Raw genomic sequence first — 14275 nt, 5'->3', positions numbered from 1 at the left:
CCCAAGGAGCGGTTGGTCCGGTCGCCATGACTGGGCGGCTATCGGCCGTAGTTCCGCATCACCTCCATCAGAGGCTCATGCCGGATCGCCTGAATCTTGAAGCGATCATGGGCGGTGCCACCGGAATCTTCCGCCGCGATCATCGCGTTGACCACCGCTTCCTCGACGCTGTCGACAGTCGCGAGATAGACCGGGTCGAGCAGGTCGTCGTTGACGATCTCCAGCGACAGACGCGGCGGCGCCCTGTGCGCCATCGGCTGAGTGTTGGCCGTGGAAAAGGCGAGGAAGATGTCGCCGGAATTGTTGCCGCCGGGCGTGCCGTTGCGGCCGATGCCGATCGCCGCCCGACGCGCCAAGCGCTTCAGCTGATGCGGCGCCATCGGCAGGTCGGTGGCGATCACGACGATGATCGAGCCGCGCTCCTGCATTTGGCTTTGCGGCGTGCCGTCGCGCATGTGCTCGCCGACGGGAACGCCGCGGATCGTCAGCCAGTCGCGTTGGCCGTGATTGGCCTGTACCAGCGTGCCGATCGTGTAGTCGCGGCCACCGAATTCGACGACGCGCGATGCGGTGCCGGTGCCGCCCTTGAAGCCATAGGCGATCATGCCCGTTCCGCCACCGCAATTGCCCTCCTCCACCGGGCCCGAGGTGGCGCTGTCGAGTGCTGCGCGCACATCCGCTTCGGTGATCGGCTGGCCGTTGATGTCGTTCAAGACACCGTCATAGGTCTCCGCCACCACCGGCATCAGCCAGAGGAAATCATCCGTGTCATACGTCGACCGGTAGCGCTCCAGCATCCACTTGATGGTGGCGTGGTGCGTCATGCCGACGGCATGGGTGTTGGTGATCATGACCGGCCCAAGGAAGAAGCCGCCATCTTCGATCCAGTGGGTGCCGGTCATTTCGCCGTTGCCGTTGAAGCGGTGTACGCCGGCATAGACCGGGACGGGGGTGGCCGAAGCGGCATGCGGCAGGATGGCGGTGACGCCGGTGCGGACCAGACGCTTTCTGCCCGGCCGCGGAATTTCTTCCTCGATCGTGCGGAAACCGACGGTTATGCCTTCGACATCGGTGATGGCGTTGAAGCGGCCGGTGCGGCCGGAAAAGGGCAGGCCGATATCGCGGGCGCGGGTGGCGGGCGAGGTGAGAGTTTTATCGTTCATGATCATTTCTGCCGGGAGCGAAGATAGAGGCCGAGCGAGGCGACGACGAAGGAGAAGGAGAGCATCATCACGGCAATCGCGTTGATCTCCGGTTTGATGCCGCGCCGAAGCATGGAGAAGATGAACATCGGCAGCGTGGTGACGTCGACGCCGGCGATGAAGTAGGTGATGACGAGATCGTCCATCGAGATGATGAAGGCGAGCAGCGCGCCGCCGACGATCGCCGGAAAGAGTTGCGGCAGCACCACCCGGCGAAAGGTCATCCATTCATTGGCGCCGAGATCGGCGGACGCGTGCTCCAGCGTCCGGTCCATGCCGGCAAGTCGGGCCGAGACGACGATGAAGACGTAGGAGATCAGGAAGGTGCACTGGCCGATGATGATCGTCGTCAGCCCCAGCCGGATGCCGGAATTGACGAAGAAGATCAGAAGCGCGATGCCGAGCACGATATCCGGCATCAGCATCGGCATGAACATCACCACGCGGTAGAAGCGCTGGCCGACGAATTCGAAGCGATAGAGGCCGATGGCGATCGCCGTGCCGAAGATGGTCGCAATGGCTGTCGTAGAGGCGGCGATCACCAGACTGTTCCAGACCGCCTGCAGCAGTTGGCCCGTCGATTCGATGTAGAGAGCGCTTTCGGAAACCTTGGTCTTGAAGCCGAGAACCTGGGCGTACCATTCGGTGGTGAAGCCCGTCCAGGTCATCATGTTCACCGGATTGGCGTTGAACGAATAGACGGCGATGACGACGAGCGGAATGTAGATGAAGGCGAAGAAGAGGCCGGTGTAGGCGATCAGGCCGCCGGTGAATAGGGATCGAGCGAGCTTCATGGGTCACCTCACCGTGCCAGCGCAGCGGCGGCGCTGCGCCGACCGGAAAGCACCACGTGGGCGATCATCATGATCAGCATGACGGTCATCACCATCATCGCCAGTGCGGCGCCGAAGGGCCAGTTGCGGGCCGCGAGGAACTGCTGTTCGATCAGGTTGCCGAACATCATCACCTTGGCGCCGCCGAGCACCGCCGGCACGACGAAGTTGCCAAGTGCCGGAATGAAGACGATGACCGCGCCGCCGGCAATGCCGGGAGCGGTTAGGGGCAGGATGATGCGCCAGAAGGTGCGCAGCGGCCCGGCGCCGAGATCGAGCGAGGCGCGCACCAGCGTCCAGTCAAGTTTCTCGACGCTGGCATAAACAGGCATGAACATGAAGGGAATGAATACATAGGTCATGCCGAGAATGATCGCGCCCTTGGTGTAGATCAGGTCGAGCGGCCGCTCGATCAGCCCCGTTGACAGAAGCATCTCGTTGACGAGGCCGGTCTGGCGCAGGATCAACACCCAGACGAAGAGCCGAACGATCAGGCTGGTGAAGAAAGGCAGCGTGATCAGGAACAGGCAGAAATTCTTCCAGCGCTCGGAAAGCCGGGCGATGCAGAAGGCGGCGGGATAGCAGACGAGAAGGGTCGCGAGCACCGTCAGGGCCGCGATCTCGACCGAGCGCAGGAAGATCGCGATGTAGATCGGATCGAACTCCTCGAACATCGGATCGGCAAAACCGAGGATGCGACCGAAGTTATGCGGGTAGAAGGTCCACTCCACCCCACCATAAAGGCCGGGCGCGAGAAGGCTGGTGACGACCATGATCGCGAGCGGCCCGAGGAAGAAGACGGCAAGGAAGGCCGAGACGGGTCCGAGCAAAACGGCGAGCTGAAAGCGGCGGCGGCCGGCGATCGACATCTCACGCACCCCCGGCATTGGCACCGATGAGGTGCACCGCAGCAGGGTCATAGGCAAGCCGCGCCTTGCGTGTCCGTTCGACCGTGCCGACGAGATTGCGCCGATTGGCTGGAACTTCCGCAATCACCTTGCGTCCCTCGGCAGTGCGGCCGAACAGCTCGAAGGTGGAGCCGACAAAAACGATCTGGTCGAGATCGACGTCGATCGTCGGAAAGGGGGCGTTTTCCTCCGCAAGGAAGAACTGTTCCGGCCGGATCAACGCCGTCGCTTTGGTCGAAATTTTCTTGTCGCAGGGCTGGTGGCGGATCGCCATGCCATCCGCCGTCATCAGCCGGTCGCCGGCGAGCGTGCCCTCGAACAGGTTGCTGGCGCCGATGAAGGTGGCGACAAAGGTGTTGACCGGGTGGTCGTAGATGGCGCGCGGCGTATCGAGCTGCTGGATGCGGCCACCGGAGAGCACGGCGACGCGATCCGACATCGTCAGCGCTTCCTGCTGGTCGTGGGTGACGAAGATGAAGGAGATGCCGAGCTCGTTCTGCAGCGTCTTCAGTTCGATCTGCATCGCCTGACGCAGGTTCTTGTCGAGCGCCGACAGCGGTTCGTCGAGCAGCAAGAGTTTCGGCCGGGCGATGATGGCGCGGGCCAGCGCCACGCGCTGTTGCTGGCCGCCGGAGAGCTGGCGCGGCCTGCGGCCTTCCATGCCTTCCAGTCCTACCATCTTCAAGGCGGCGGCGACCTTTTCACGGCGCGCCGGCTTGGCGACGCCCGCGACTTCCAGCGAATAGGCGACGTTTTCGCCGACCGTCATGTGCGGAAACAGCGCATAGTTCTGGAAGACCGTGTTGACCGGGCGGCGGTAGGGCGGCCGGTCGGTGATGTCCTCGCCGTCGATGAGGATCGAGCCGCCGTCGAGTTCGACGAAACCGCTGATCGCCTGCAGCAGCGTGGTCTTGCCGCAGCCGGAGGGCCCGAGCAAGGTCAGGAATTCGTTGCGGCGGACGTCGAGATTGATGCTGTCGAGAGCGGTCACGATGCCGCCTTCCGGAGTGGTGAAGGCCTTGCTCGCCTCCACCAGCCGGACGATGGAATTCTGCATACTTCTGTTCCCCAAAATGTTATGCAAATAACGCTTGTGCGTTTCCGATATATGGATACCATTTGGCTATCGGAGTCAACGGCCACCAGAAGCCGTGATCCGGAAGCGGCCGGCAAGGGCCGTAGAGGGGCCGAACGGCCATGACCATCAGAGGAGAATGATGATGACAATGACGAATGGGGTGACGTGTGTAGGCAAGAGGCCTTTCGCCACCCGCGCACGTGGCGTGGCCGTTTTGCTGACGACACTTTCCGCTCTGTTCGGCACCGCGGAAGCGGCCGAGCTCAACATCTACAACTGGGGCGAATACATCAATCCGGCTGTCCTCAAGAAGTTCGAGGAAGAGACCCAGATCAAGGTCAACCTCTCCACTTATTCCTCGAACGAGGAGATGCTGGCGAAGATCCAGGGTGGGGCCACGGGTTACGATATCGTCTTCCCGTCGGTCCACATGCAGGACATCATGGCCAAGCTCGACCTGCTCGAAAAGACGGACATCAACGACTACGAGGGCTTCAAGAATATCGACCCGACCTTCCTTCGGGCCAAGAGCGATCCGAAGGGCGAGTATTGCCTACCTTACGCCTTCGGCTCGGTCGGCATTCTCTACAACAGAAAACTTCTCGGCAAGGACGTGACCGGCTGGCGCGACCTGATCGAGACGGTGAAGGCGAAAGGGCTGAAGTTCACGCTGCTCGACGACATGCGCGAGGTGCTTTCGGTGGGTCTGATCCTCAACGGTCACAAGGTCAATTCCACCGACCCGGCGGAATTGCAGCAGGCTGCCGATACGATCATCGCGATGAAGCCCGACGTTGCCGCCTTTACCTATGACACCCGCCCGATGGTCGCTGCCGGCGATGTCGCGGCTGGTCACTTCTTCGTCGGCTCGATGGTCGATGTCTTCGCCAACCCCAAAGACCTCGGCTACGTGATCCCCGAGGAAGGGGCGACGATGTACCAGGAGGATATCTGCGTCCTGAAGTCGGCCCCCAACAAGGACAACGCGGTCAAGTTCCTGCAGTTCTATACGCGCCCGGAAGTCGCGGCGCTCAATATTGAACAGCAGACCAACGGGACGGCCAACGTGCCGGCGCGGCAATTGACCCCCGAGCAGATCAAGAACAGCAAGGAAATCAACCCGCCGCCGGAAACCATGCAGAAGCTGCAAATCTTCGAAGACCTCGGCCCCGGCGTGCGCCAGCTCGACCGGGTCTGGACGAAGGTGAAGACGGCGCAATAAAGACGCAATGCGACGACAGGAGCGGATGCGGCGGTTTGTTACCCGGCATCCGCTTCGGCAGACTTGCGTGTTTCCTTACCTCGTGGCTGAGGATAAACATGCAGCAATTCAAAGTGCTGCAGCGACCTTTTTCCGTCTGATAAGACCGGTGGCGCTGTAGAATGGGAGGGGACGTGGCACCGCGCATCCTGAAGCTGCTGCGCAGCGACGAGATGAGACGCTCGAAGTCGGACAAGCTCATCGCCAACTACATCGAGCGCAACCTCGCCGAGATCCCCTTCGAAACGGCGCGCTCGATCGCGACCCGCCTCGAAGTGTCGCCGATGACCGTCGGGCGCTATCTCCGGCGTTTAGGCTTCGATGGCCTCGACCAGCTGAAGCACGAGCTCAGGCGTGACGGCTCCAACAATCCCGCCTGGCAGGTCAAGGGCTCTGTCGGCCGGTTGCGGGAGGATAACCGCGAAGGCAAGCTGCTCGCCGGCCTGATCCAGCAGCAGGTCGACAATCTCGGCATGATCTACGAGCTGACGACCGCCCCGGAATGGCAGCAGACGATCGACGCCCTGATTGCTGCGAGCGAAGTCTATGTCGCCGCCTATCAGAACGTTCGCGGCATCGCGCAATATTTCGCCAGCCAACTGTCCTATACCCGGCCGCGCGTGCAGTTCGTCGACGGCCTCAACGGCACCTATGCCGAGCTGCTCGATGGCTCGGTCGAGGGGCGAGTGCTGTTCCTGCACGATGTGCGCCGTTTCGCCGCCAAGGCCCGGCCGCTTGCCGAGGAAGCCCGCCGCGCCGGCGTCAAGGTCATCCTCTATACCGACGAGTTCTGCCCCTGGGCACCTGAGGTCTCCGATATCTGCCTCATTGTGCCCGGGTCGCACGGTCCGCTGTGGGACGGGGCGGCGACAACCGTCGCGGTCATGGACCTGCTCTTGAGCAACATCATTGTCGTGCTCGGCGATGATGTCGGTGAGCGCGTCGCCCAGCTGACCCGGCTGCAGAACATCTTCGGCGATTTCGAGGACTAGGCAGCGATACCAGGAAAAGTGTGCAGCGGTTTTCTGTCCGGAATCGCGTCCAAAATTCGAAGTCTCCGTTCAGCCCTGGGTCGCCTGCGGGATGTAATCCCGCGCAATATCGATCGATGTCGGGCGCCCATCGAGAAAGAGCTCGCCGATGCGCGGCGCCGTCCGGGCGATGACCTTGCCAGCCTTGATCACGAACAACCGGTTCGGCTTCAGCCGCAGGGCCTCGCTGACATCGGCCGCCTGCAAGAGGACCAGATCGGCCTTGAAGCCCACCTCCAGCCCATAGCCCTCAAGGCCCATGGTTTTCGCCGAGTTCACGGTGATCGCGTCGAAGATCCTGCACTTGTCCTCGATGCCGCCCATCTGCGTCACATGAACAGCCATATGGGCGACTTCCAGCATGTCGCCCGACCCCATCGAGTACCAGGGATCCATGACGCAATCGTGCCCGAAGGCGACGTTGAGCCCAGCCGCCATCAACTCCTTCACTCGTGTCATGCCGCGGCGTTTGGGATAGCTGTCGTGGCGCCCCTGCAGCATGATGTTGATCAGCGGATTGGGGATCACGTTGATCTTCGCTTCCACCATCAGCGGGATGAGCTTGGAAACATAGTAGTTGTCCATCGAGTGCATCGAAGTGAGATGCGAGCCCGCAACGCGTCCCTGCAATCCGAAGCGCACGGTCTCGGCCGCCAGCGTCTCGATGTGGCGCGACAACGGGTCGTCGGTCTCGTCGCAATGCATGTCGACGGGCAGGCCGCGGTCGGCGGCGATGCGGCAAAGCGCCTCCACCGAGCGTGCGCCATCCTCCATCGTCCGCTCAAAATGGGGAATGCCGCCGACGATATCGACGCCCATGTCGAGCGCACGCTCAAGCGATGCGACGCCATCGGGCGCCCGATAGTAGCCATCCTGCGGGAAGGCAACGAGCTGCAGGTCGATATAGGGCGCGACCTTCTCCCTGACCTCGAGCAGCGCTTCGGCCGTGACCAGCCGAGGATCCGACGTGTCCACATGGCTGCGGATGGCGAGAAGCCCCTGGCTGACGGCGAGATCGCAATAACGCAGCGCCCGCTCGACCAGCGCCTCCTTGGTCAAGGTTGGGCGCAACTCGCCCCAGAGCGCGATGCCCTCAAGCAGCGTGCCGGAGATGTTCATCCGCGGCAGGCCGAGCGACAGCGTTGCATCCATGTGGAAATGCGGATCGCAGAAGGGTGGGCTCAGCAACCGGCCGGTGGCGTCGATCTCTTCGCCCGCGGTCGCGGCAAGGTTCGGCTCGATTGCGCCGATCGTTCCGCCGCGGATGCCGACGTCGATGCCCTGGCGTCCGTCCGGCAGGTTGGCGTTTCGAATGATCAGGTCGAACATGGCTGGCTTCTCCAGATGTCAAGCCGCTTGTGGACCAAGCTGGCATGCCTACGATCCGAAGCTCTTGCGATAGGCGGCCGGCGACGTGCCGAATCGACGAACGAAGGAACGACGGAAGGCGATATCGTCACGGAAGCCGATATCCGTGGCAATCTTTTTCAGTGGAATGCCGGTGTCTTCGGCAAGCCTGCGTCCCGCCTCGAGCCGCATGCTCTCCACGTAGTCGGCGGGCGTCATGCCCACCTCCTGTTTGAACTGCCTGGAGAAGTTTCGCTCGCTCATGCCGACGCGCCAGGCAACCGCTGCGACGCCGAGGTCGGCAGAGAGATTGTCGGCAATAAAATCCTGAGCCGCACGAATGGGTGTCTTCTGTGCAAGCTGGCCGGCGAGAAGGGTGCTGAACTGGGTCTGGCCGCCGGGCCGCTTGAGGAAGACAACGAGTTCACGTGCGACCTTCAAAGCGATGTCCAGGCCGAGATCCTTCTCGACGATGGCAAGCGCCAGGTCGATGCCGGCCGTTACGCCGGCTGAGGTCCAGACGTTGCCGTCCTTGGTGAAAATGCGGTTGGGCTCGAGTTTCACCTCCGGGAAGCGCTTGCCGAATTCCACCGCTTGCGACCAATGCGTCGTCGCCCGCCTGCCGTTTAAGAGACCCGCCTCGCCGAGCACGAAGGCGCCGGAGCACACCGATCCGAAACGGCTGGCGCGAGCCGATGCTTCCTTCACCCAGGCGAGAAGCGATGCTGGCAGTGGCCGTTCATGAATGAGCGGATCCCCGGCCACAAGCAACGTATCGATGTCGGAAACACCTTCCTCCAGCGACCGATCCGGCAGCAGCGTCAACCCGGAAGATCCGCGCACCGGACTGCCGGACGCGCTGACGACCTCCACGGAATAGTGGTCGGTGCCGCTCTGACGGTTGGCCTCCGCAAACACGTCCGAGGGCCCGATGACGTCGAGAAGCTGCACGCCCTGCATGGCGACGATGGCGACCTTGTGAACGGCCATTAACGAACCTCGAACAATCTGCCGGTCAGGACGATGCTGACCGTACGATAGAAGACGACAGCGATGGCGCCGGCAAGAAACAGGAAGAACAGTCCCGCCAGGACGGTCAGGATAGCGCTCCCGGCAGAAGCGGCATACCGGAAGAAGGCGATCGACAGGGCAGCAAGCGGAAAGCTGATGGCCCACCAGGTGACGCTAAAGGGAACATGGGAGCGGAACACCATCGGCGACAGGACGAGCATGAGAAACAGGGCAAAGTAGAACAGGACCGTGGCGAAGAGATCGACCGAACCCGTGACGTTAGTATAGGCGAGGAAGCCGACGGCAAAGGGGGCGACCAGAACCATGAGGGACGGCCGAGCCAGCGCCGGAAGCGGATCTTCGTGGCGCAACCGCGAGAAGATGAGCGCGATAAAGACCGCGGCGATGACGCTGCCGACCGAAAAGGCAAGCATATTGACTTCATGCGCCCAGGAGAACGGCATGGCGTGGCCGGTAACGGCGATATCAAGGGTGGCGACGCCGGGGATGAGTAGCGGCGGCAGGGTGGTATCGCGCGACTGCTGCCGGCCGAGGAAGCCTCTGGCGACGACATAGGCGAGGGCGAAGGTCAGCGCAGACGCGATGGTCCAGACGACCTCTGACAGCAGCGGGCTGTAAAGGTTCAGAAAGGCAGACTGCAGAAGCAGGCCGATTGCGACGGTCGCAAAGAAGTTGCTTTGAACCGGATGGGCGAATTCAGCGGCGACCGAGCCCGGGTGCCGGCGCCATTTGATGGCATAGCCCAGGGCAAGGCTCAGAAAGATCGAGGTACCGAGCCAGCCGACATATTCCCCGGGAAGGGCCGGCAGTCCGATCGTCCTGGTGGCTTCGCGCCAGGCGAGGCTCAGGCCCGTGATGCCCATTACCGAGGCGAACAGGTTGATCGGAAGCTGCGAGATCGACCGCTTGGTCAGCAGCGTGCTGTTCGAGAGATCTATGGATTGAACGGTCATTGGCTTGTTCCTGTCCGAAAGAGTGCTGACAGGATTAAAACACGCTGCACCTTTGTCTTGAATGATGCAAACAGTACGATTTCGGACTCGCTGCGTATGTTTCCGGCCAAGGACCGCTCAGTATCGCCGCCAGGTCGGTTGCCGACCACCTCGGTCGGGTCACGGTGCCCCGTAGCTGCGCCAGAGAACATAGAGGCTGACGGAAAAGATGATGGCGCGGAAAATCTGCGTCAGCGTATCGCGCTGGGTCGCAAGCCGGGTGGAGACGATGGTGCCAACGATTCCGCCCAAAATGCCGCCGGCGATGAAGTAGCCGGCGATGCGCCAGTCTACCAAACCCGAGGAAGCGTAGTTGATCGCGGCCGTCAGGCCGAAGGTGCCGACGGCAAGCAACGACGTGCCGACCGCATTGATGAGCGGCATGCCCGTTGCAAGCAGCAGGCCGGGGACGATCAGGAAACCGCCGCCGATGCCGAAGAAACCGGAGCAGGTACCGGTCAAAAGCGCCGTCACTCCGGTCTTACCGTGCGTCCCGATCGAAAGTGATTGCGGCGTGGCCGCCGTGTCGCACTTTACCTTTTTCATGGCGAAGCTGACGAACATCATCACCAGCCCGAACAGGAACAGCAGGCGCTGGCCGTCGACCAGCTTGCCGAGGCTGGAGCCAAGATAGGCGCCAAGCGAGCCGGCCACCGTGAAGATCAGGGCGCACCGCCACCAAAGATGGCCGCGAAGCGCGTGGCTGACGAGGTTGAGATAGGCGTTGACAGAAACCGCGAGCGCTCCGGTGCCGAGCGCCGTATGCACGTCGCGAATGCCCACGACATAGATCAACAGTGGCGTCGCGAGAATCGAGCCGCCGCCGCCAATCAAGCCGAGCGTGAAGCCGGTGAGCGAGCCGGAGCCGATCGCGAGCAGCATTTGCTGGAAAGGATCCGCCACGATGCCTCTACCCCCAGACCGAACCGGGAAGGGCGTCGAGCGGGATTTTCAGGTAGCGCCGGCCATTGTCTTCGGCGGCCGGGAGTTCGCCGCCGCGGACATTGACCTGCAGCGCATGCAGAATGAGCTTCGGCATCGGCAAGGTGCGGTCGCGCGCCTCGCGCAAGCCGACGAAATCGGCCTCGGACTTGCCGGCGACATGCGGGTTTTTGGACTTCTGCTCCGCGACCGTGCTTTCCCAGCGCGCCTTGCGGCCGCCGGGGCAATAATCGTGGCCGGTGAAGAGCCGAGTTTCATCCGGCAGTGCCAGGATCGCCTGGATCGAACGCCAGAGGTCGGCAGCGCTTCCCCCCGGGAAATCGGCGCGCGCCGAGCCGCTATCGGGCATGAACAGCGTGTCGTGAATGAAGGCTGCGTCGCCGATCACATAGCTGATCGACGCGAGTGTGTGGCCGGGCGAATGCAGGACGCGAGCCTTGAGCTCGCCGATCCGGAACGTCTCGCCGTCAGTAAACAGCCGGTCCCATTGCGAACCGTCGCAGGCGAAATTCGGCCAGTTATAGATCGCTTTCCAGATCCGCTGCACGCCCTTCACGTGTTCGCCGATCGCCGTCGGCGCTCCCGTCCGGGCCTTGAGATAGCGCGCCGCCGAGAAATGGTCGGCATGAGGGTGGGTGTCGAGGATCCATTCGACGGTCAGGCCTTTGGCCGCGACATGGTCGATGATCGCGTCGGCATTCCGCGTGGCGGTCGAGCCCGACTTCTCGTCGAAATCGAGCACCGGGTCGATGATCGCGCATTTGCCCGTCGCCGGATCGGCAACAACATACTGGATGCTGCCGGTGCGGGCGTCGTAAAAGCCGGTCACATCGGGCTTATGCATAGGCGAGCGCCTCTTCAGCCGTTGCGCACGGGAAGAAGATTGCGCGAGCGGGGTCAAAATCGTAATCGGCTTCGAAGGTGGGCGCGTCCGCCGCCAGCTGGGCGACGCAATCGAGGATGAACTTCACCTTTTCGTCCGAAAGCAGGACGCTGAAGTTCAGCCGTGTGAACCCGGGCTTCTCGATCTCTTCGCCGGCGAGGATCGCCTGTCGGATCTGTTCGGAGTGTTCGGCATCGATCGACAGCAGCCGGTGTACGTAGGGCCCGGCACAGGCGCAGCCGCCGCGTGCCTGGATGCCGAAGCGATCGCTGAGCATGCGAGTAACGAGCTGCTGGTGGACATAGCCGCCCTTGCCGTTCCTGATGCGGAAGGAGAAGATCGGCAGGCGATCCGGTTCCTGAAGGCCGAGCAGCTCCAGCTGCGGGACGGTCTTCCAGGCGGCAAAGGCCTGTTGGGCCAGCGCGCGGTTGCGCCTTTCCATTTCTTCAAGACCGATCGCATGCTTGACGATGAAGGCGAGGGCTGCGCGGATGTCGCCGACGACATTCGGTGTTCCCGCTTCTTCGCGTGCTTCGAGATTGCCGCTGTAGTCGTGGGTATCAGGCGAAACGAACTTCACGGTGCCGCCACCCGGCCAGGTCGGTTTGTCGGTCACGACGCCGTCGCGGCGAACGATCAGGATGCCGGAGGCGCCCGGACCGCCGATGAACTTGTGCGGCGAGACGACAATGGCGTCGATCTCGAGACCGGCAGGCGACATGGAAATCGGAACGTAAGGACCGGCGCCGGCATAGTCCCAGATCATCTTCGCGCCGGCCCCCTTGACCATCCGGGTGATCGCCGCGACGTCGCTGGTGATGCCGGTGATGTTCGAACCGGCAGAGAGTGTGCAGACCGTCAGGTCCCGTGAACCGGCGTTTAGCGCTTGGGCAAGTTCGGCAAGGTCCGGCCCGCCCGCCTGGCATTCGGCCAGTTCGACGATCTCAGCACCGCTTTCACGCCATGGCAGGATGTTGGAGTGGTGCTCGTAGGGCCCGATGATGACGCGGACCTGTTTGCCCGCCGCTACGGCTTCGGCAACGCCGAACAGCTTGACCAACCGGTTGATGCCCGAAGTGGCGCCGGAACCGGTGAAAATCACGGCGTGGTCGGCAGTCGCGCCACAGAATTCGCCGATCAGCGCGCGCGCTTCCCGCCGCAACCGGGTCATGAAGCCGCCGCAATAGGAGGCTTCCGTGTGGCTGTTGGCGTAATAGGGCAGGACTTCGTCGAGCACGAAGCTTTCGATCACCCGCAGTGCCCGGCCGGAAGCGACATAGTCGGCATAGACGAGCGGCTTCGTGCCATATGGGCCGACGATCTGCGCCTTCGCGCCGACGAGATCGTCGCGAAGATCGGCAATCATGCCCGGGCGGTTCAAAGCCTGGCGGAACTTGGCAAGCGGGCTAAGCTCCTCACAGGAGTGGCGGTGAACTGTTGGAACGATCATCTCGCTAACCTCCGTTGGAGCGAACATTGACAGCGATTATATTCCCCTTCATGGTCAAAAAATTCACCTATCTTCCTGCACCAGTCGCGCTGTATTGTGTCAAATGATCGAAGAATCATCAAAAATAGATAGTTTTGATCTGAAGATCATGACGTTGCTGCAAAAGGATTCGAGCCTCTCGCAGCGTGAGTTGGCGGAGCGGGTCGGGTTATCGCAAAATGCCTGCTGGCGGCGCCTTCAGCGTCTGCAGTCGATCGGCATGATCCGGGGTTCGCACTGCGACATCGATCTCAGTGCTCTGGGCCTGGATCTGACGGTGATCGTGATGATCCGCACACGCCATCACTCCAAGGAATGGAGCGACGGCTTCCGGCAGCATGTCGAGCGACTGCCGGAAGTGATCGACTTCTACAGGATCGGCGGGGACTGGGACTATCTAATCAAGGTGGTGACCCGGGGCATGGGCGGCTACGACGCCTTTTATCAGAAGCTCATCACCAACTTCGATCTCGCCACGGTCACGGGCTTCTTTTCCATGGAGGCGATCATCAACAATCGCCCGGTGGATCTCAGCCGGTTGAAGTAAGGCGCCGGGCTCCGGCGCCACATTTTGTGGTCACATCACGCCGAAGCGCTCGAAGGCCTCGACCGTGCTCATGCCGGCCTCGATCGCGAGGCGCACCTTGCTTTCGGTTTCGGCCTTTTCCAGCGCCAGCGCGATTGCTTCCCGTTCCGCCTCGCGCGGGATGACGAGCACGCCGTCGCGGTCGCCGAAGAGGATATCGCCCGGCCGGATGCGGATGCCGCCGATCTCGATCGGGATACCGTAGTCGACGACCTTGCCGCGCGGCCCCTGGTCCTGCGCATAGGATCCGTAGCAGAAAGTCGGAAAATCGAGCGCAAGAATGCCGGCGCTGTCGCGGCAATAGCCGTCGCAGATCGCGCCGGCGGCTTTTAGTTTCATTGCACGGGTCGACATCAGCTCGCCCCAGACGGCGTAACGTGGCGAGGAGCCGGAACAGACATAGATCTCGTTGGGTTTGAGGCTATCGAGCGCGTGGAACATCAGGCCGAACGGTTTCGAGCTGAATTCCGAATGGCCGCTCGCCTCGGCGGTTGCGAAGAAATCGGCTTCGAGTACGGGCATCGCCCGCCCGACGGCGACCATGTCGTCGCGGAGCGCCCGGATCTGCGGCGGCAGGAACTGGTGTTGCAGCCCCATCGTGTCGAGGATGTCGCCGACCACGGCCGTGAACAGACGGCTGCGCATGGCGGCAAACAGTTCGGTATCGTCTTCAAAACGTGTCATTTCTCTT

Annotated in this window: 14 protein-coding genes; 3 read left to right on the top strand and 11 right to left on the bottom strand. The window is 62.3% G+C overall.

Annotation, left to right across the window (positions count from 1 at the left end; genetic code table 11):
• Positions 1-38: 38 nt before the first annotated feature.
• Genes BLU35_RS13485 through BLU35_RS13470 form a run of 4 tightly spaced genes read right to left on the bottom strand, consistent with a single transcriptional unit; the run spans position 39 to position 4000 of the window.
• Complete coding sequence (locus BLU35_RS13485; RefSeq protein ID WP_093233445.1) at positions 39-1163, bottom strand: DmpA family aminopeptidase; 1125 nt, start codon at positions 1161-1163, stop codon at positions 39-41.
• A gap of 2 nt (positions 1164-1165) precedes the next feature.
• Entirely contained in the window at positions 1166-1996 is an 831-nt protein-coding gene (locus BLU35_RS13480; RefSeq protein ID WP_093233391.1) for an ABC transporter permease, read from the bottom strand.
• 8 nt (positions 1997-2004) lie between these two features.
• On the bottom strand, positions 2005-2904 hold the full coding sequence (locus tag BLU35_RS13475; protein WP_093233390.1) for an ABC transporter permease: 900 nt from the start codon (positions 2902-2904) through the stop codon (positions 2005-2007).
• 1 nt (position 2905) lies between these two features.
• Positions 2906-4000 carry an ABC transporter ATP-binding protein gene (locus BLU35_RS13470; RefSeq protein WP_093233389.1) on the bottom strand — a complete coding sequence of 365 codons (1095 nt, stop codon included), beginning with the start codon at positions 3998-4000 and terminating at the stop codon, positions 2906-2908.
• 169 nt (positions 4001-4169) lie between these two features.
• Here BLU35_RS13470 and BLU35_RS13465 point away from each other — a divergent pair, with 169 nt between their 5' ends.
• Together BLU35_RS13465 and BLU35_RS13460 are read left to right on the top strand one after the other, a co-directional pair.
• Positions 4170-5243, top strand: coding sequence for a polyamine ABC transporter substrate-binding protein (locus BLU35_RS13465; protein ID WP_210185135.1), 1074 nt, complete (start codon positions 4170-4172; stop codon positions 5241-5243).
• 173 nt (positions 5244-5416) lie between these two features.
• Positions 5417-6274, top strand: a complete 858-nt coding sequence (locus BLU35_RS13460; RefSeq protein WP_057251212.1) for a MurR/RpiR family transcriptional regulator — start codon at positions 5417-5419, stop codon at positions 6272-6274.
• Positions 6275-6343: 69 nt separating this feature from the next.
• Here the strand turns inward: BLU35_RS13460 and BLU35_RS13455 are convergent, their stop codons facing one another.
• The 6 genes from BLU35_RS13455 to BLU35_RS13430 all read right to left on the bottom strand — a co-directional run bounded on the left by BLU35_RS13455 (position 6344) and on the right by BLU35_RS13430 (position 12959).
• On the bottom strand, positions 6344-7642 hold the full coding sequence (locus tag BLU35_RS13455) for an amidohydrolase family protein (RefSeq protein ID WP_093233388.1): 1299 nt from the start codon (positions 7640-7642) through the stop codon (positions 6344-6346).
• A gap of 48 nt (positions 7643-7690) precedes the next feature.
• Positions 7691-8650 carry a GlxA family transcriptional regulator gene (locus BLU35_RS13450; protein WP_093233387.1) on the bottom strand — a complete coding sequence of 320 codons (960 nt, stop codon included), beginning with the start codon at positions 8648-8650 and terminating at the stop codon, positions 7691-7693.
• The gene (locus BLU35_RS13445) at positions 8650-9645 is read right to left on the bottom strand and encodes an SLAC1 anion channel family protein (protein ID WP_093233386.1); all 996 of its coding nucleotides are present in this window, start codon (positions 9643-9645) and stop codon (positions 8650-8652) included. The genes BLU35_RS13450 and BLU35_RS13445 overlap by 1 nt, the downstream gene beginning before the upstream one ends.
• A 159-nt stretch (positions 9646-9804) precedes the next feature.
• On the bottom strand, positions 9805-10566 hold the full coding sequence (locus tag BLU35_RS13440; RefSeq protein ID WP_093233385.1) for a sulfite exporter TauE/SafE family protein: 762 nt from the start codon (positions 10564-10566) through the stop codon (positions 9805-9807).
• 28 nt (positions 10567-10594) lie between these two features.
• Positions 10595-11470 (bottom strand): MBL fold metallo-hydrolase, encoded by an 876-nt coding sequence (locus BLU35_RS13435; RefSeq protein WP_093233384.1) that lies wholly within the window; start codon positions 11468-11470, stop codon positions 10595-10597.
• Positions 11463-12959 carry an aminotransferase class V-fold PLP-dependent enzyme gene (locus BLU35_RS13430; protein WP_093233383.1) on the bottom strand — a complete coding sequence of 499 codons (1497 nt, stop codon included), beginning with the start codon at positions 12957-12959 and terminating at the stop codon, positions 11463-11465. The genes BLU35_RS13435 and BLU35_RS13430 overlap by 8 nt, the downstream gene beginning before the upstream one ends.
• Before the next feature lie 103 nt (positions 12960-13062).
• On the opposite strand from BLU35_RS13430, the gene BLU35_RS13425 reads away from it, so the two are divergent.
• Positions 13063-13545, top strand: coding sequence for an Lrp/AsnC family transcriptional regulator (locus BLU35_RS13425; protein WP_057251205.1), 483 nt, complete (start codon positions 13063-13065; stop codon positions 13543-13545).
• 30 nt (positions 13546-13575) lie between these two features.
• Here the strand turns inward: BLU35_RS13425 and BLU35_RS13420 are convergent, their stop codons facing one another.
• Positions 13576-14268 carry an RraA family protein gene (locus BLU35_RS13420; protein ID WP_093233382.1) on the bottom strand — a complete coding sequence of 231 codons (693 nt, stop codon included), beginning with the start codon at positions 14266-14268 and terminating at the stop codon, positions 13576-13578.
• Between the last annotated feature and the right edge of the window lie 7 nt (positions 14269-14275).

Origin of the sequence: Sinorhizobium sp. NFACC03 (genome assembly GCF_900103435.1) — a bacterium.
Taxonomy (GTDB): Bacteria; Pseudomonadota; Alphaproteobacteria; order Rhizobiales; family Rhizobiaceae; genus Ensifer.
This window is presented reverse-complemented; position numbering and strand designations above follow the sequence as displayed.

Excerpts from the sequence above, each read along its gene's own strand:
- BLU35_RS13485 (WP_093233445.1), bottom strand. The coding sequence starts at position 1,163 with ATGAACGATAAAACTCTCACCTCGCCCGCCACCCGCGCCCGCGATATC.
- BLU35_RS13480 (WP_093233391.1), bottom strand. The coding sequence starts at position 1,996 with ATGAAGCTCGCTCGATCCCTATTCACCGGCGGCCTGATCGCCTACACC.
- BLU35_RS13475 (WP_093233390.1), bottom strand. The coding sequence starts at position 2,904 with ATGTCGATCGCCGGCCGCCGCCGCTTTCAGCTCGCCGTTTTGCTCGGA.
- BLU35_RS13470 (WP_093233389.1), bottom strand. The coding sequence starts at position 4,000 with ATGCAGAATTCCATCGTCCGGCTGGTGGAGGCGAGCAAGGCCTTCACC.
- BLU35_RS13465 (WP_210185135.1), top strand. The coding sequence starts at position 4,170 with ATGACGAATGGGGTGACGTGTGTAGGCAAGAGGCCTTTCGCCACCCGC.
- BLU35_RS13455 (WP_093233388.1), bottom strand. The coding sequence starts at position 7,642 with ATGTTCGACCTGATCATTCGAAACGCCAACCTGCCGGACGGACGCCAG.
- BLU35_RS13450 (WP_093233387.1), bottom strand. The coding sequence starts at position 8,650 with ATGGCCGTTCACAAGGTCGCCATCGTCGCCATGCAGGGCGTGCAGCTT.
- BLU35_RS13445 (WP_093233386.1), bottom strand. The coding sequence starts at position 9,645 with ATGACCGTTCAATCCATAGATCTCTCGAACAGCACGCTGCTGACCAAG.
- BLU35_RS13440 (WP_093233385.1), bottom strand. The coding sequence starts at position 10,566 with ATGCTGCTCGCGATCGGCTCCGGCTCGCTCACCGGCTTCACGCTCGGC.
- BLU35_RS13435 (WP_093233384.1), bottom strand. The coding sequence starts at position 11,470 with ATGCATAAGCCCGATGTGACCGGCTTTTACGACGCCCGCACCGGCAGC.
- BLU35_RS13430 (WP_093233383.1), bottom strand. The coding sequence starts at position 12,959 with ATGATCGTTCCAACAGTTCACCGCCACTCCTGTGAGGAGCTTAGCCCG.
- BLU35_RS13425 (WP_057251205.1), top strand. The coding sequence starts at position 13,063 with ATGATCGAAGAATCATCAAAAATAGATAGTTTTGATCTGAAGATCATG.
- BLU35_RS13420 (WP_093233382.1), bottom strand. The coding sequence starts at position 14,268 with ATGACACGTTTTGAAGACGATACCGAACTGTTTGCCGCCATGCGCAGC.